We start from the raw sequence: 16,591 nt of genomic DNA, 5'->3' as shown, positions 1-16,591 counted from the left end.
GAATTTTTACAACAGTGTTTCACTATTACCACGGCAGGATAAGAAAATCAGCACTGACTTTCAGATTATCGGCTCCAGACGAAGCGGCCACCGGGCACTACACTTAACGGGCTATCACATTAAGGAACCCGCATGATACCGAACCAGTCCGACAAAGCAGGACTTCACATCTTATTAAAACTCGCCTGCCTGGTGGTTATCCTCGCAGGTATCCATGCTGCCGCTGACATCATTGTCCAGCTCCTGCTGGCGCTCTTTTTTGCCATTGTGCTTAATCCGCTGGTGACCTGGTTTTTGCGCCGGGGCATCAGCCGTCCGGTAGCCATTACTATCGTGGTCATCGTGATGATGATTGCCCTGACGGCGCTTTTCGGCGTGCTGGCGGCGTCGCTCAGTGAATTCTCCACCATGCTTCCACAGTACAACAAAGAGCTGACGCGTAAGATCGTTTCGCTTCAGGAGATGATGCCTTTTCTTAACCTGCATATCTCACCCGAGCGGATGTTACGCCGCATGGATTCAGAGAAGGTCATGACCTACGCCACCACCCTGATGACCGGCCTTTCCGGCGCGATGGCCAGCATCCTGCTGCTGGTGATGACGGTGGTGTTTATGCTGTTCGAGGTCCGCCATGTTCCTTATAAGCTGCGCTTTGCGCTGAATAACCCGCAAATTCATATTGCGGGTTTACACCGGGCCCTGAAGGGCGTGTCCAAATATCTGGCCCTGAAAACGCTGTTAAGCGTCTGGACCGGGGTGATTGTCTGGCTGGGACTGATGCTGATGGGCGTGCAGTTCGCGCTGATGTGGGGCGTACTGGCGTTTCTGCTGAACTACGTACCCAACATCGGCGCGGTGCTTTCCGCCGTGCCGCCGATGATTCAGGCGTTTCTGTTCAATGGCTTTTACGAGTGCATGCTGGTGGGGGCGCTGTTCCTGGTCGTGCATATGGTGCTGGGCAATATCCTTGAGCCGCGCATGATGGGCCACCGTCTCGGAATGTCGACGCTGGTGGTGTTCTTGTCGTTGCTGATCTGGGGATGGCTGCTGGGGCCGGTCGGGATGTTACTGTCAGTCCCGCTGACCAGCGTGTGTAAGATCTGGATGGAAACCACCAAAGGTGGCAGCAAACTGGCGATCCTGTTGGGTCCAGGGCGACCGAAAAGCCGTCTGCCGGGATAACGGGTCCCACAACGCGTAACTGTGCAACACACCGAAAATTACCGCGACGCTCACCGCGCGGTAATTTTCATTTTCGGTAAGGAGGATTTCGCGTTATTTATTCCGCCCTAATAAATGAATCGTCATGCAAATATTTATTTAACGCAAATTACATGGCATATAATTCTCACCCTTTCGTTTCAATGCATTACACCTCCCCTCACGTAAAATAAACACCCACTTTTATATCGACAAAAATTATCTTCATTAGCGATAATACCCCGCCAAAATATAATTTTTTAAAATTTCTGATTTAAATTGTTATTATTGATACGGAGTTGTTGATGAAAAAGATCATTAAATGGTTTGCTACTGTTGCTGTCGTCGGCGCACTGGCCGGTTGCGCGCGTACCGCCCCAATCGATCAGGTTCACGCTACTGTCAGTACAGGCCACACCGCTGAGCAGGTGAAAACCGCCATTCTGAAAGCAGGCCAGAAGCGCGACTGGATCATGAGCGAAGCGGGCCCGGGCGTAATTAAAGGCCGTCTGCAGGCACGCGACCATTCGGTCGAAATCCGTATTCCTTATTCTGCGACAAGCTATTCAATTAATTACGAAAGCAGTATGAACCTGAAAGCCGCCGACGGTAAAATCCACAAGAACTATAACCGCTGGGTTCATAACCTCGACCACGATATTCAGATGAACCTCTCTGCAGGCGCCGCGCTGTAATATTTTCCTCATGTCGGGCCGAAATGGCCCGATAACGTTTTTCTCGGCCTCATAAGGTTACGCACGCATGTACGAAAAGGACACCCTCAACGCGCTGGACGCCATTACCGAAGCGCAACGCATCGCTTTTGCGCCGATGCTGTTTCAGACCGCGCGTTGTCTGCGTAATTCGGGCGTGCTTTCCTGGCTGGATAAAAAAGGGAAAACAGGGGCAAGTCTCGAGGAAATAACCGAAAACAGTACTCTGAGCAATTATAGCGTAAGCGTATTGCTGGATATGGGATTAAGCGGGCGGATCGTTACCTGTAAAGAAGGGCGCTATTTCCTGGCAAAGGTGGGCCATTTCTTATTGCATGACACCATGACCCGCGTGAATATGGATTTCACGCAGGATGTTTGTTACCAGGGGTTATTCCATCTGGCCGATGCCCTGCAGGAAGAAAAACCGGCGGGATTATCCGTGTTTGGCAACTGGCCAACCATCTATCCGGCATTATCACAATTACCCGCGCAGGCAAAAGAGAGCTGGTTCGCTTTTGATCATTACTATTCTGATGCCGCTTTCGACGCGGCGCTGCCATATATATTCGCAAGCTCGCCGACAAAATTGTACGATGTGGGCGGAAATACGGGTAAATGGGCGTTACGCTGCTGCCGCTATGACGACAATGTTGCCGTGACGATCCTTGACCTGCCACAGCAGATAACGCTGGCGCAGGAAAACATCGAAAAAGCAGGTTTATCTCATCGCATTGGCTTCCATGCTGTCGATATGCTTAGTCATGCGACATTGCCGGGCGAAGCAGATATCTGGTGGATGAGCCAGTTCCTGGATTGTTTCTCTCCGGACCAGATTGTCGCCATGTTGACTCGCGTTGCACAGGTTATGAAGCCCGGCGCGCGACTGTGCATCATGGAACTGTTCTGGGATGCCCAAAAATTTGAAGCCGCCTCATTCAGCCTGAATGCTACCTCGCTTTATTTCACCTGTATGGCGAACGGCAACAGCCGGTTTTACAGTGTAGAGAAATTTTATCACTACCTGGAGCGGGCCGGTTTCCACGTAGAACAGCGGCTGGACAACCTTGGGGTAGGCCATACCCTATTGATTTGTCAAAAAATTGAACAATAGAGCAGTTGAACTGCCCGGCAGGCTTGCCTGTCTTTTAATGATGGTTTTCCGCGGACGCGCGTAGATGAAATTTTCACTGAACATAATTGACTGGCAGGCAAGAGCGCCAGGCCTGAGCGATGCCGCAGAGTGGCAGGCGTGGTCACGCCAGCACCTTACCCTCGACCCGGCTGCGCCGCTGCCTAAGCTTACCGAACTGCCAATGATGACCGCGCGCCGCCTCAACTCGGGCAGTAAGCTGGCGGTAGACCTCGGACTCACCCTGCTTCGCCGCCACGCGATTGATGCCGTTGTCTATTCCAGCCGTCATGGCGAACTGGAGCGTAATTTCCGCATCCTGCACTCCCTGGCGACCGGTCAGGCCGTCTCGCCGACAGACTTTGCCATGTCCGTGCACAATTCGGCGGTGGGCAACCTGACGATCACTGCGCGACACCCCATCGTCTCGTCTTCTGTTTCTGCCGGGCTGGACACCTTCCAGCAGGCATTATGTGAAGTGTTGAGCCTGCTTCAGGCGGGCTATTCCCGCGTCTTGCTGGTCGATTTTGACGGCGCCCTGCCCGATTTTTATCATCCGGGTTTACCGCCGCATATGCCTACCTGGCCCTACGCACTGGCCCTGGTGATTGAAGCCGGGAGCACACTGCAGTGCGAAACCCGCAGCGGCAGCACGGGTGAAGAACCTCTCCTGCCGCAGAGCCTGATGTTCCTGCAACGGTACCTCCGCGATGAACGGCAGTTTGTGGTTTCAGGCGAACGTCTGCTGTGGCAATGGACACGCGAATGAGCCGCCTGACTGCCCGTATCAACTGGTTATGGCGTCTGATGATGACCGGCTTCTGCTTCGTGCTGTTTGGCACGGGCGGGTTGCTGCTGTCGCTGGTGTGGTTCAATCTGCTGTTGCTGGTTCAGCGCGACCGCGCCAGACGCCGTCGCCTGGCGCGTCGCAGTATCGCGGCCAGCTTCCGCTTTTTCTTACATGTCGCCCGTGGCACCGGGGTACTGGACTATCGCATTCACAATCTTGACGCCCTTCGCGGGGACCGTGGTTGTCTGGTGGTGGCCAATCACCCGACGCTGATTGATTACGTGATCCTGGCGTCCGTCATGCCCGAAACCGACTGTCTGGTGAAAGGTGCGTTGCTCCGCAATCCCTTTGTCAGCGGCGTCATTCGCGCAGCGGATTACCTGATTAACAGCGAAGCGGAAACGCTCCTCAGTGCAAGCCAGCAGCGTCTGGCCCAGGGCGACACGCTGTTAATCTTCCCGGAAGGCACACGAACCCGGTCGGGAGAGGCAATCTCCCTCCAGCGCGGCGCGGCAAATATTGCCGTGCGCTGCCACAGCGACCTGCGCATCGTGGTGATCCACTGCAGCGAACCTCTGCTGGATAAAAAAAGTCACTGGTACGACGTACCGCCCGTAAAACCTGTTTTCACCGTAGATGTTCGCGATCGCGTGAATATCGACGCTTTTTACGATGCGAAGACACAAGAACCGGCACTGGCGGCAAGGCAGTTAAACCGGCATCTGCAGCATCGATTAACATCAGGCCTTCAATCTTTGTCAGGAATTAATGATGCAAGCGCTTCATCTTGAAATTAAAAATCTCATCATCACCACGCTGAATCTGGACGAGCTTACCGCCGAGGATATCGATACCGATGCTGCGCTGTTTGGTGATGGACTGGGTCTCGACTCTATCGACGCCCTCGAACTTGGCCTGGCCGTGAAAAACCAGTATGGCGTGGTGCTGTCTGCCGAAAGCGAAGAGATGCGTCAGCACTTCTTTTCCGTCGCCACGCTGGCTTCTTTTATCAACGCTCAACGCGCCTGAGATGTGATCCGTTATGACTGAACAAGAAACCATTTATCAGGAAGTCTGCGAACTCCTGGCTACGCTGTTTGAACTCGACCCACAGGAAATCACGCCTGAGGCTCGCCTGTACGAAGATCTGGATCTGGACAGTATCGATGCAGTGGACATGATTGTTCACCTGCAGAAGAAAACGGGGACGAAAATCAAACCGGAAACCTTCAAATCTGTCCGTACCGTGCAGGATGTGGTTGACGCTGTCGCTCAGCTTTTGCGCGACGAGTAAACCACCGTGCCTGGAGGACGAGCGTTTCCGGCGATCCCACTCCTGACGGGAGTCGTGTTGCTGGCGTGGCCATTCCTGATTGGATTGGGGCTGACGCACAACGGTCTGCACTGGCTGTTGCCGCTAATGGCCCTGGTGCTGGTGCTGCGTCTGCATCAGGCGCGGCGAAACGCAGGCCCGATGCGGTATGTGGTGCAGTGCGTTGCGCTGGCAGGCCTGGCGCTCTGCGCGGCGAGCTATCTGCTGAAAGCGCATCAGTGGCTGCTGCTCTATCCGGTGGTGGTTAATCTCGTGATGCTGGCCGTGTTTGGCGGCTCACTGTGGACAACCATGCCGCTGGTTGAACGGCTGGCACGTCTGCGTGAACCGAATTTGCCTCCGGCGGGTGTGCGATATACCCGTAAGGTGACGCTGGTGTGGTGCGGTTTTTTCCTCGGTAACGGTGCGATAGCCCTGTTTACCGTGCTACACGGCGATATGCATGTCTGGACAGTGTGGAACGGTATGGTGGCTTATTTTCTGATGGGCACGCTGATGGCGACAGAGTGGCTGGTGCGTCAACGGGTGATGAAAAAAGAGAAGCTCGATGAATAAACCCCTCCCGCTTGGCCAGTGGTTAAATGCTCCACGCCCTGACGACATGCCGATCGCCTGGCTTGACGATCGCACCTGGACGCTGGGTGAGTTGCGCCACGATGTCACCTTGCTGGTAGAAGCATTGCGACAGCAGGAGGGTGAACGCTGGGCGCTGTGCTTTGAAAACAGCTACCTGTTTATTGTTGCGCTGCTGGCCTCACTGCATGCCGGTAAAACCCCGGTCATTCCAGGCCATAGCCGGGTCTCTCTGCTCGACGAACAGCAGTCGCTGTTTAGCGGTGTCCTGAGCGATAAGACGCTGGATATTCAGGGAAAGGTCATTGTGGTGACCTCCTCCCCCCAGACCGCGCGCCAATGGGCACCGTTGTCCGTCATTGACGACGCGCGCTTTGTTGAGCTTTTTACATCGGGCTCCACGGGCACCCCGCGCCGGGTCATTAAGCACATCGCCAGCCTGGACCGTGAAGCGTGCCTGCTGGCGAACCGTTTTGGCGAACGCCTGGCGGGCTGCAGCATTGTGGCCTCGGTCGTACCACAACATCTCTATGGCCTGACGTTCCGCATCATGTTGCCAATGGCGATGGGGCTTCCGCTGCACGCCGCCATGCTCTATTACGCTGAGCAGCTGGCGGCACTCCCTCACGACAGGCAGTACCTTTTTATCAGCAGTCCGGCGTTCCTGAAACGGCTGGATACCGAGCTGACTGCCCCTCCCGTCGTGATGCTGATCTCCGCCGGGGGAATGCTGCCCTGGTGCGATGTCACGGAGACCCATGGCTGGCTTAACGTCTGGCCGGATGAAATCTACGGCAGCACCGAAACCGGGATCCTCGCCTGGCGGCACCGTCAGGCGGACAGCGTTCCCTGGCTCGCCTTCCCCGGCGTGGTGTTCCAGAGTGAAGGGGAAATCTGCCGCGTGACCTCCCCGCTCATTCACGAAGCCGCAGGGTTAGAGCTGGACGATATCCTGCACTTCGACAGTAACGGTTTTTTTAGCATTGCCGGACGTCGTGGTCGGGTGGTCAAAATCGAAGAAAAGCGTATCTCACTGAACGAGATTGAACGTCGCCTGCTGGAGCTTGAGGGCATATGTGAAGCCGCAGCGTTACCGGTTACTCGCGGAGGTCGTCAGGGTATAGGTGTCCTGCTGGTTCTGGATGAGAAGACCCGTCAGCGCTGGCATCAGCAGGGCAAAAAAACGCAGGAACTGGCCTGGCGCCGCGCCCTGCGGCCCTGGCTTGAACCGGTCGCCGTCCCCCGCTACTGGCGCATTATCGATGAGATGCCGGTAAACAGTATGAATAAGCGTGTCTATGCGCAGTTACAGGAGTTGTTTCATGAAAATTCATGAAATCGAACGCCACCAGGCACAGCCGCAGCACCTGGAAATCGTTTTGCATCTTGACCCCTCCCTGTTCTGGTTCCAGGGGCATTTTGCCGTACAGCCGTTGCTGCCAGGTGTGGCACAGATTGACTGGGTCATGCACTACGCCACCACGCTGCTGGCGCCGGGTTACCGTTTTCACAGCATCCAAAATGTGAAATTCCAGGCCCCTCTGCTGCCGGATACCACGGTCACGCTGGTCCTTAACTGGCATGCCGAACGTCAGATACTGACCTTCAGCTACCAGCGCCATGCCGGTGACGATCGCCATACTGCCAGCAGCGGGAAGATTCGCCTGTGTCAGTAACCTTCCGCCCCTGCGTGCTGATCCCGTGCTACAACCATGGCGCGATGATGGCAAAAGTACTGTCGCGGCTGGCACCGTTCGGCTTGCCCTGTCTGGTGGTCGATGACGGAAGTGACGAGCAGACGCGCCGCATTCTGGAGCGTCTGGCCGCCGGGCAGCCCCAGGTTACGCTGGTACGTCTGGCGCAAAACGCAGGTAAAGGTGCCGCGGTCATTAAGGGGCTGGAAGAGTCTGCCCGCGCGGGCTATACCCACGCCGTACAGGTGGATGCCGACGGCCAGCATGCTATTGAGGATATCCCCAAAATGCTGGCTCTGGCTGAGCGTCACCCGGAGGCGCTGATTTCTGGCCAGCCCATTTACGATGATTCCATTCCGCGCTCCCGCCTCTACGGTCGCTGGATAACGCACGTCTGGGTATGGATTGAAACCCTGTCCCTGCAACTTAAAGACAGCATGTGCGGTTTTCGGGTCTACCCGGTCTCGCCCACGCTGCAGCTGGCCGCACGCGTGCCGCTTGGCAAACGTATGGACTTTGACACCGAAGTGATGGTCCGTCTCTACTGGCAGGGCAATACCAGCTATTTTCTGCCGACCCGCGTTACCTATCCGCCGGACGGGTTATCCCATTTCGACGCGCTCAAAGACAACGTGCGGATCTCGCTGATGCACACCCGGCTGTTCTTCGGCATGCTGCCCCGCATTCCCGCCCTGCTGTTTCGTCGTCGCCGCCAGCACTGGGCGCAGCAGGACGAGGTGAAAGGCCTGTGGGGTATGCGCCTGATGCTGCGCGTCTGGCAGCTGTTTGGCCGCCGGGCCTTTACCGTGCTGCTGTGGCCGGTTATCGGGGTGTACTGGCTTACGGCCCGACCGGCGCGACAGGCTTCACAGCAGTGGACAGCACGAGTGAAGCAGGTGCTGACGCAGCGGAACATGCCTGTTCCGCCACGCCTTAACAGCTTTTTCCATTTTATGCGCTTCGGTAACGCCATGCTGGATAAAGTCGCCAGCTGGCGCGGCGAACTGAAGTTTCATCGTGACGTGGTCTTTGCTCCCGGTGCGTATGACGTGCTGGATGCTGACGCATCGCAAGGCAAACTGCTGCTCGCGTCGCATCTTGGCGATGTGGAAGCCTGCCGGGCACTGGCTCAGCTGGAAGGCAGCAAAGTCATCAACGCGCTGGTCTTTAGCGATAACGCGCAGCGCTTTAAACAGATCATGACCGAGATGGCACCCCAGGCGGGGATTAACCTGATGCCCGTGACGGACATTGGGCCGGATACCGCCATCGCCATCAAAGAGAAGCTTGAGCGCGGTGAATGGGTCGCCATTGTGGGCGATCGCATAGCGGTCACGCCACAGCGCGGCGGCGACTGGCGGGTGATCTGGAGTTCATTTATGGGACAGCCCGCCCCGTTCCCGCAAGGGCCGTTTATTCTCGCCTCCATTCTGCGCTGCCCGGTGGTGCTGATTTACGCCCTGCGTCAGCAGGGTGCGCTCACGATACACTGCGAGCCGTTTGCCGACCCGCTGCTTCTGCCACGCGGGGAGCGCCAGCAGGCGCTGCAACAGGCCGTCGATCGCTATGCACAGCGGCTTGAGCATTACGCCTTAATGTCACCGCTCGACTGGTTTAATTTTTTCGATTTCTGGCACCTGCCGGATGCCAAAGAGAAGGAGTAAAGGGTGCTGACCGATCCCCGCTTTACGACCGAAGTAGAAATCACCGTTCCGTTCCACGACGTCGATATGATGGGCGTGGTCTGGCACGGCAACTATTTCCGCTACTTTGAGATTGCCCGCGAGGCGCTGCTCAACCAGTTTAACTACGGCTATCGACAGATGAAGGCGTCAGGCTATGTCTGGCCGGTAGTCGATACCCGGGTGAAATACCGCGATGCGGTGACCTTTGAGCAGCGCATCCGTGTGCGCGCGCACATCGAAGAGTATGAAAACCGTCTGCGCATCGCCTATCAAATTTTCGACGCGCAAACCGGTAAACGTACCACCACCGGCTATACCATCCAGGTGGCCGTCGAAGAAGCCAGCCGTGAAATGTGCTTTGTCAGCCCGGCTATATTGTTTGAACGAATGGGAGTTACGCCATGAAATGGTTGCCTGTGCTGGCACTGATGATCAGCCCGCTGGTGAGCGCCGTAACGCTGGATGAGCTGCAGCAGCGGTTTACCGGGCAACCTGTCGTGCGTGCGCATTTCGAACAGGTCCGGACGATTAAGGATCTGCCGCAGCCGCTGCGCTCGCAGGGCGAAATGTTGATCGCACGCGACAGCGGCCTGCTGTGGGATCAAAAAGCGCCTTTCCCCATGACGTTGTTGCTGGATGATAAACGGATGATCCAGACGATCAACGGCCAGCCTCCGCAGACCATTACCGCCGACAATAATCCGCAGATGTTCCAGTTCAACCACCTGCTGCGGGCGCTGTTCCAGGCCGACCGCAAGGTGCTGGAAGAGAACTTCCGCATCGATTTTCGCGATCTCGGCGAAGGCCGCTGGTCGCTGGTGCTGACCCCCACAACGACACCGCTGGACAAAATTTTCGCCACCCTCGATCTGGGCGGCGCGACCTACCTTGAGACGATTCGCCTCAACGATAAGCAGGGCGACCGTACCGATATCGTCCTTTCCCGCCACACACTGACGCCCGCCAGACTGACCGATGACGAACGCCAACGCTTTGCCGCACCGTAAATCCCTGCGCCCGGCGCTGCTGTGGGCGACGGTATGCCTGATTCTGTTGGGCGTGTTGCTGTCGCTGCTGCCCGGCGCGCGCCTGAACAGCAGCGTACTGGCTATGCTGCCGAAGCAGACGCTCGGGGCAATCCCGCCGGCACTCAACGACGCGTTTATACAGCGTCTTGACCGCCAGCTTGTCTGGCTGGTCAGTCCCGGTAAAGAACCTGATCCACGGGTGGCGCAGCAGTGGCTGGATCTGTTGAAAAACAGCCATTCGCTCAGGGAGGTTAAAGGCCCGATGGACGCCGCCGGGCAAAAGGCCTGGGGCGAGTTCTTCTGGCAGCATCGCAACGGCCTGATTGATTCGGCCACCCGGGCCCGCCTGCAAAACGGCGGTGAGGCGCAGGCGCAGTGGATTTTATCCCAGCTCTACTCGGCCTTTTCCGGCGTGAGTGGCAAAGAGTTGCAAAACGATCCCCTGATGCTGATGCGCGGCTCGCAGCTGGCGCTGGCGCAAAACAGCCAGAAGCTACGGCTGATGGACGGCTGGCTGGTCACCCAGGATGCCAGTGGAAATTACTGGTATATGCTGCACGGTGAGCTGGCGGGATCATCGTTTGATATGCAGCAAACCCATCAGATGGTAACCACCCTTACCGCCCTGCAGGAGACGCTGAAAACGCGCTTTCCGCAGGCGCAGCTGCTCTCACGCGGTACCGTGTTTTACAGTGATTACGCCAGCCAGCAGGCAAAACGGGACATCTCCACGCTGGGCATCGTCACGATCCTTGGGGTTATCCTGCTGATCGTGGCAGTGTTTCGTTCCCTGAAACCCCTGCTGCTGTGTCTGATTTCCATTGCCACAGGTGCGCTGGCGGGCACGGTGGTGACGCTGCTGCTGTTTGGCGAACTGCATCTGATGACGCTGGTGATGAGCATGAGCATCATCGGAATTTCAGCGGATTACACGCTCTATTACCTCACCGAACGCATGGTGCACGGCGCAGAACATTCCCCGTGGCAAAGCCTGGCCAAAGTGCGTAATGCGCTGCTGCTGGCGCTGCTGACGACCGTTGCCGCCTACCTGATTATGATGCTGGCCCCCTTCCCCGGGATCCGCCAGATGGCGGTGTTTGCCGCGGTGGGGCTGAGCGCCTCCTGCCTGACGGTGATTTTCTGGCATCCCTGGCTGTGCCGTGGTTTGCCGGTGCGTCCGGTTCCGTTTATGGTCCTGATGTTGCGCTGGCTGGCCGCCTGGCGACGCAATAAAAAACTCTCTGTGGGCCTGCCTGTGGTACTGGCGCTGGTCTCGGCTGCCGGGCTTGCCACCCTGAAGGTCAACGACGATATCGCCCAGCTACAGGCGCTGCCCAAAGACATTCTGGCACAGGAGAAAACCATTACCGCCCTGACCGGGCAAGGTGTCGATCAGAAATGGTTTGTGGTGTATGGCGCATCGCCGCAGCAAACGCTGGAACGGCTGGAAGCCTTTACCCCGGCGTTAGCCCAGGCCCAAAAAGCGGGGGATATTACCCGCTGGCGTACCCTTCCCTTAAATTCGCTGGCGCGCCAGAAAAGCGATCTGCTGCTGTTGCAGCAGGCCGCGCCAGCCATAACGAACGCGCTGCGAAACGCGGGACTGAGCACCGTCACACCGAATCTGAATGCCATGCCCGTGAGCGTGGAGGCGTGGCTCGCCAGTCCGGCCAGCGAAGGCTGGCGTCTGCTGTGGCTGACCCTGCCTGACGGCGAAAGCGGTGTGTTAGTGCCGGTGGACAACGCCCGGAACAGCACCGCACTCAGCGAAGTAGCCGCCCGTCATGCGGGCGTCGTCTGGGTCGATCGCAAGGCCAGTTTTGACAGCCTGTTTGCGCTCTACCGCACGCTGTTAACGGGACTCTTGTTTGTCGCGCTGGCGGTGATTGCCTGCGGGGCGATGGTACGCCTCGGCTGGCGAAAAGGGCTTATCAGTCTGGTCCCGTCCGTGCTGTCGCTCAGCTGCGGGCTGGCCGCGCTGGCCGTCACGGGGCATCCGGTAAATCTGTTTTCACTGCTGGCGCTGGTCCTGGTGCTCGGCATTGGCATTAACTACACGCTGTTTTTCGGCAACCCGCGCGGTACGCCGCTGACGTCGATGCTGGCCATCACGCTGGCGATGATGACCACGCTGCTGACGTTAGGCATGCTCGTGTTCAGCGCCACGCAGGCCATCAGCAGCTTCGGTATTGTGCTGGTGAGCGGCATTTTTACCGCCTTCCTGCTGGCGCCGCTGGCGATGCCTGTTAAGAAAGAGAGAAAACGAAAATGAATGCTTTTTACCGCGCAGCCGCGCTGGTCGCGACGCTGCTGCTGGCAGGCTGTAGCCATTCGACCGATACTGAAGGGACACGTCCGCAGGCCTGGCTTCAGCCAGGAACCCGAGTGACGCTGCCGCCGCCCGGTATTACCCCGGCGGTCAGTTCGCAGCAGCTGCTGACCGGAACCTTCAACGGACAAACGCAGTCCCTGCTGGTCATGCTCAACGCGGATGATCACAAAGTGACGCTTGCCGGGCTCTCTTCCGTCGGTATCCGTCTGTTCCTGGCGACTTACGACGACACCGGGATCCACACCGAACAGTCGATCGTTGTGCCGCAGCTGCCTCCCGCCAGCCAGGTACTGGCCGATGTGATGCTCAGCCACTGGCCACTCAGCGCCTGGCAGCCACAACTGCCAAAGGGCTGGACGCTTAAAGACAAGGGCGATCGGCGCGAGCTACGCAATGCCAGCGGCAAGCTGGTGACTGACATTGTCTACCTGCAACGCAAAGGCAAGCGCGTGCCAATCAGCATCGAGCAACACGTCTTTAACTACCACATCACCATTCAATATCTGGGTGACTGAGATGATTTACATTTCTGCTGTTGGCATGGTCAACGCGCTGGGTAACTCGCTGGATGAGATTGCCGCTAACCTGACGGCGGGCGTAGCCCCCGGCATGCATTGTCGGTCCGGGTGGTTGCAGGATGCGCCCGACGCCGTGCTGGGTGGCGTGGAAGGCGAGTTGCCGTCCATTCCGGATACCCTGTCCGCGCACCGCACCCGCAATAACCAGCTGCTGCTGGCCGCGCTGGCACAGATTCAGTCCACCGTTGACGACGCGATTGCCCGGGTCGGCCGCGACCGCGTGGCCGTGGTTTTGGGTACCAGCACCTCCGGCCTCGATGAAGGGGATGAGCACGTACGATTAACGCTCAACGGCGAAGCCAGCACCCGGTGGCAGTATCCGCAACAGGAGCTGGGCGATCCGTCCCGCTTTCTGGCTAACTGGTTACAGCTTGAGGGCCCGGCATATACCCTCTCGACCGCCTGCTCCTCCAGCGCGCGGGCAATTATCAGCGGCCGGCGTCTGATTGATGCCGGGCTGGTGGATATTGCCATTGTGGGCGGCGCAGATACCCTGAGCCGGATGCCCGTCAATGGCTTTCACAGTCTGGAATCGCTTTCTCCAACGCTCTGCGAGCCGTTTGGCCGCGACCGTCGGGGTATCACCATTGGTGAAGCCGCTGCGCTGATGGTGTTGACCCGTGAACCCGCCGGGGTCGCGCTGCTGGGAACAGGCGAGTCCAGCGATGCTTACCATATTTCGGCGCCGCATCCGCAGGGTGAAGGCGCCATTCGCGCCATTACCCAGGCGCTCAATGACGCGGGTCTGCAGCCGGAGGATATTGGCTATATCAACCTGCACGGCACCGCCACACCGCTCAACGATCAGATTGAATCACACGTGGTACACGACCTCTTTGGAGAAAACGTGCCCAGCAGTTCTACTAAACACCTTACCGGCCATACGCTGGGCGCTGCCGGAATCACCGAAGCGGCGTTGAGCTGGCTTATTCTGACGCGTGACCTGCCGTTACCCCCACAGGATTTCGCCCGCTACGCGCCGGACGAAACGCTGTTGCCGTGCGGCGTGCTGCACCAGAGCACCGCGCTGAAAAAACCGGTCATTTTATCTAACTCGTTCGCGTTTGGTGGCAACAACGCCAGCATCCTGCTGGGGAGAGTGTCATGAGCTACTTATCACCCGTCGACTATCTGCCGCACGATGCGCCAATGATGCTGCTGGGATCCGTTGAACGCGTCACCGACGATTCCGCCGTATGCCGTGTCGCGGTCAACGGCCAAAGCGTACTGGCGCCCTTTTTGAATGCCGAGGGCGATTTGCCTGGCTGGTACGCGCTCGAACTGATGGCGCAGACCGTTGGCGTCTGGTCAGGCTGGCATCGCCAGCAGAAAGGGCAAGATCATATTGCGCTGGGCATGGTGCTGGGTGCGCGCGAGTTGGTCTGCGCCAGTGGACATTTCGCAAAAGACGCGACGCTGGACATCACCGTCAGACTGCTGATGCAGGATGAACGCTTCGGCAGTTTTGAATGTACGATCTCCTCAGGTGAGGAGACGCTGGCCACGGGCCGGGTCAATACCTTCCAGCCGAGCGCAGAAGAATTAACATCGCTTTTTAATCAGGGATCCCACGCATGAGTCGTTCCGTACTGGTCACCGGGGCCAGCAAAGGCATTGGTCGTGCCATCGCCTGCCAGCTTGCCGCTGACGGGTTTACCGTAGGCGTACATTACCACCGTGACGCCGCAGGCGCGCAGGCGACGCTGGATACCATCACACAGGCGGGCGGTCAGGGTCGCCTGCTCTCTTTCGATGCAGGTAACCGCGAACAGTGCCGTGACGTGCTGGAGCAGAATATCGAGGCCCACGGCGCATGGTATGGCGTGGTCAGTAATGCCGGTATCACCCGCGACGGTGCGTTTCCGGCCCTCAGCGAAGACGACTGGGACAGCGTCATCCATACCAACCTCGACAGTTTTTATAACGTTATTCAACCCTGCATTATGCCGATGATCGCCACCCGAAAAGGGGGGCGCATTATCACCTTATCCTCCGTGTCCGGCATGATGGGCAACCGCGGTCAGGTGAACTACAGCGCGGCAAAAGCGGGCATTATTGGCGCGACCAAAGCACTGGCAATTGAGCTGGCAAAACGCAACATCACCGTGAACTGCATTGCGCCGGGGCTGATTGATACCGGCATGATTGAAATGGAAGAGGCTGCGCTGAAAGAGGCAATGTCCATCATTCCCATGAAACGGATGGGCCAGGCCGAAGAGGTTGCAGGACTTGCCAGCTATCTGATGTCAGATATTGCAGGCTACGTTACCCGCCAGGTCATTTCCATTAACGGAGGAATGCTATGACGCGTCGCGTGGTGATTACCGGTATGGGCGGCGTTACCGCCTTCGGTGAGGACTGGCAATCCGTTTCCCGCAGGCTGCTGGCGTATGACAACGCGGTACGCAAAATGCCGGAGTGGCAGGTTTACGATGGCCTGCACACCCTGCTGGGCGCGCCGATTGATGATTTCACCCTGCCGGAACACTATACCCGCAAGCGTATTCGCGCCATGGGCCGCGTGTCGTTGATGTCGACCCGCGCCACCGAGCTGGCGCTGGAGCAGGCAGGGCTGATTGGCGAGGCGGTGCTCACGAATGGCCAAACCGGTATCGCCTATGGCTCCTCCACAGGCAGTACCGGGCCGGTCAGCGAATTCGCCACCATGCTCACCGAAAAACACACCCACAACATCACCGGTACGACCTATGTGCAGATGATGCCGCACACGACCGCGGTGAATACCGGCCTGTTCTTTGGCCTTCGGGGTCGCGTTATTCCGACGTCGAGTGCCTGTACGTCGGGCAGTCAGGCCATTGGCTACGCCTGGGAAGCCATTCGTCACGGTTATCAGACCGTGATGGTCGCAGGCGGAGCAGAGGAGCTTTGTCCGTCAGAGGCGGCGGTATTTGACACCTTATTCGCGACCAGCCAGCGCAACGATGCGCCGAAAACCACCCCTTCGCCATTTGATACGCAGCGTGATGGTCTGGTCATTGGGGAAGGCGCAGGCACCCTGATTCTGGAAGAGCTTGAGCATGCCAGAGCACGCGGTGCAACTATCTATGGCGAGATCGTTGGCTTCGCCACCAACTGTGATGCAGCCCATATCACCCAGCCACAGCGAGAAACCATGCAAATTTGTATGGAGCAGTCGCTGGCGTTAGCAGGGTTAAGCGCGCGAGATATGGGGTACATCTCCGCGCACGGTACCGCCACCGATCGCGGTGATATCGCCGAAAGCCAGGCCACCGCCGCCATCTTTGGCGACAACGTGCCAATTTCGTCGCTGAAGAGCTATTTTGGCCACACGTTAGGCGCCTGTGGGGCGCTGGAAGCCTGGATGAGCCTGCAGATGATGCGTGAGGGCTGGTTTGCCCCGACGCTCAATTTAAGACAACCGGATGAGCAATGTGGTGCTTTAGATTATATTATGGGTGAAGCCCGTCAGATTGACTGCGAGTATCTGCAAAGCAATAACTTCGCATTTGGCGGCATCAACACGTCGATAATCATCAAACGCTGGGCGTAAC

At 57.8% G+C, this 16,591-nt stretch carries 19 protein-coding genes; all 19 read left to right on the top strand.

The features are described from left to right. Positions 1–132 precede the first annotated feature (132 nt). The 19 genes from AM410_RS08375 to AM410_RS08285 all read left to right on the top strand — a co-directional run bounded on the left by AM410_RS08375 (position 133) and on the right by AM410_RS08285 (position 16,590). Entirely contained in the window at positions 133–1,182 is a 1,050-nt protein-coding gene (locus tag AM410_RS08375) for an AI-2E family transporter (protein WP_014172027.1), read from the top strand. Positions 1,183–1,505: 323 nt separating this feature from the next. Further along, positions 1,506–1,895 carry an LptM family lipoprotein gene (locus tag AM410_RS08370; RefSeq protein WP_032679147.1) on the top strand — a complete coding sequence of 130 codons (390 nt, stop codon included), beginning with the start codon at positions 1,506–1,508 and terminating at the stop codon, positions 1,893–1,895. A gap of 67 nt (positions 1,896–1,962) precedes the next feature. Next, positions 1,963–3,027 (top strand): methyltransferase, encoded by a 1,065-nt coding sequence (locus tag AM410_RS08365; RefSeq protein ID WP_108647723.1) that lies wholly within the window; start codon positions 1,963–1,965, stop codon positions 3,025–3,027. A gap of 64 nt (positions 3,028–3,091) precedes the next feature. Beyond that, the gene (locus AM410_RS08360) at positions 3,092–3,814 is read left to right on the top strand and encodes a beta-ketoacyl synthase chain length factor (protein ID WP_108647721.1); all 723 of its coding nucleotides are present in this window, start codon (positions 3,092–3,094) and stop codon (positions 3,812–3,814) included. After that, positions 3,811–4,626: a lysophospholipid acyltransferase family protein gene (locus AM410_RS08355; protein ID WP_044858006.1), complete on the top strand. Its 816-nt coding sequence runs from the start codon at positions 3,811–3,813 to the stop codon at positions 4,624–4,626. The genes AM410_RS08360 and AM410_RS08355 overlap by 4 nt, the downstream gene beginning before the upstream one ends. Beyond that, a complete protein-coding gene (locus tag AM410_RS08350) occupies positions 4,607–4,864 on the top strand; it encodes a phosphopantetheine-binding protein (protein ID WP_020884530.1) in 258 nt (85 codons plus the stop codon). Before AM410_RS08355 ends, AM410_RS08350 begins: the two co-directional genes overlap by 20 nt. A gap of 13 nt (positions 4,865–4,877) precedes the next feature. Beyond that, entirely contained in the window at positions 4,878–5,129 is a 252-nt protein-coding gene (locus tag AM410_RS08345) for an acyl carrier protein (protein ID WP_014172033.1), read from the top strand. Positions 5,130–5,135: 6 nt separating this feature from the next. Continuing rightward, the gene (locus AM410_RS08340) at positions 5,136–5,723 is read left to right on the top strand and encodes a hypothetical protein (protein WP_108647719.1); all 588 of its coding nucleotides are present in this window, start codon (positions 5,136–5,138) and stop codon (positions 5,721–5,723) included. Then, positions 5,716–7,077 carry an acyl-CoA synthetase gene (locus AM410_RS08335; protein WP_108647717.1) on the top strand — a complete coding sequence of 454 codons (1,362 nt, stop codon included), beginning with the start codon at positions 5,716–5,718 and terminating at the stop codon, positions 7,075–7,077. The genes AM410_RS08340 and AM410_RS08335 overlap by 8 nt, the downstream gene beginning before the upstream one ends. After that, the gene (locus AM410_RS08330) at positions 7,064–7,417 is read left to right on the top strand and encodes an ApeI family dehydratase (protein ID WP_020884527.1); all 354 of its coding nucleotides are present in this window, start codon (positions 7,064–7,066) and stop codon (positions 7,415–7,417) included. Before AM410_RS08335 ends, AM410_RS08330 begins: the two co-directional genes overlap by 14 nt. Further along, the gene (locus AM410_RS08325) at positions 7,408–9,099 is read left to right on the top strand and encodes a glycosyltransferase family 2 protein (RefSeq protein ID WP_108647715.1); all 1,692 of its coding nucleotides are present in this window, start codon (positions 7,408–7,410) and stop codon (positions 9,097–9,099) included. The genes AM410_RS08330 and AM410_RS08325 overlap by 10 nt, the downstream gene beginning before the upstream one ends. Positions 9,100–9,102: 3 nt before the next feature. Then, positions 9,103–9,525 carry an acyl-CoA thioesterase gene (locus AM410_RS08320; protein WP_014172038.1) on the top strand — a complete coding sequence of 141 codons (423 nt, stop codon included), beginning with the start codon at positions 9,103–9,105 and terminating at the stop codon, positions 9,523–9,525. Then, positions 9,522–10,127 carry an outer membrane lipoprotein carrier protein LolA gene (locus AM410_RS08315; protein WP_108647714.1) on the top strand — a complete coding sequence of 202 codons (606 nt, stop codon included), beginning with the start codon at positions 9,522–9,524 and terminating at the stop codon, positions 10,125–10,127. Before AM410_RS08320 ends, AM410_RS08315 begins: the two co-directional genes overlap by 4 nt. Then, the gene (locus AM410_RS08310) at positions 10,096–12,420 is read left to right on the top strand and encodes an MMPL family transporter (RefSeq protein WP_108647712.1); all 2,325 of its coding nucleotides are present in this window, start codon (positions 10,096–10,098) and stop codon (positions 12,418–12,420) included. Before AM410_RS08315 ends, AM410_RS08310 begins: the two co-directional genes overlap by 32 nt. Beyond that, the gene (locus tag AM410_RS08305; RefSeq protein ID WP_014172042.1) at positions 12,417–12,995 is read left to right on the top strand and encodes a DUF3261 domain-containing protein; all 579 of its coding nucleotides are present in this window, start codon (positions 12,417–12,419) and stop codon (positions 12,993–12,995) included. The genes AM410_RS08310 and AM410_RS08305 overlap by 4 nt, the downstream gene beginning before the upstream one ends. 1 nt (position 12,996) lies before the next feature. Beyond that, complete coding sequence (locus AM410_RS08300; RefSeq protein ID WP_108647710.1) at positions 12,997–14,166, top strand: beta-ketoacyl-[acyl-carrier-protein] synthase family protein; 1,170 nt, start codon at positions 12,997–12,999, stop codon at positions 14,164–14,166. Continuing rightward, positions 14,163–14,636: an ApeP family dehydratase gene (locus tag AM410_RS08295; protein ID WP_020884522.1), complete on the top strand. Its 474-nt coding sequence runs from the start codon at positions 14,163–14,165 to the stop codon at positions 14,634–14,636. The genes AM410_RS08300 and AM410_RS08295 overlap by 4 nt, the downstream gene beginning before the upstream one ends. Further along, positions 14,633–15,364, top strand: coding sequence for a 3-ketoacyl-ACP reductase FabG2 (locus AM410_RS08290; RefSeq protein ID WP_020884521.1), 732 nt, complete (start codon positions 14,633–14,635; stop codon positions 15,362–15,364). Before AM410_RS08295 ends, AM410_RS08290 begins: the two co-directional genes overlap by 4 nt. Next, a complete protein-coding gene (locus AM410_RS08285) occupies positions 15,361–16,590 on the top strand; it encodes a beta-ketoacyl-ACP synthase (RefSeq protein WP_014172046.1) in 1,230 nt (409 codons plus the stop codon). The genes AM410_RS08290 and AM410_RS08285 overlap by 4 nt, the downstream gene beginning before the upstream one ends. The last annotated feature ends 1 nt before the right edge of the window (position 16,591 follow it).

The organism is Enterobacter cloacae complex sp. FDA-CDC-AR_0164 (assembly GCF_003071645.1).
GTDB classification, from domain to species: domain Bacteria; phylum Pseudomonadota; class Gammaproteobacteria; order Enterobacterales; family Enterobacteriaceae; genus Enterobacter; species Enterobacter ludwigii.
This window is presented reverse-complemented; position numbering and strand designations above follow the sequence as displayed.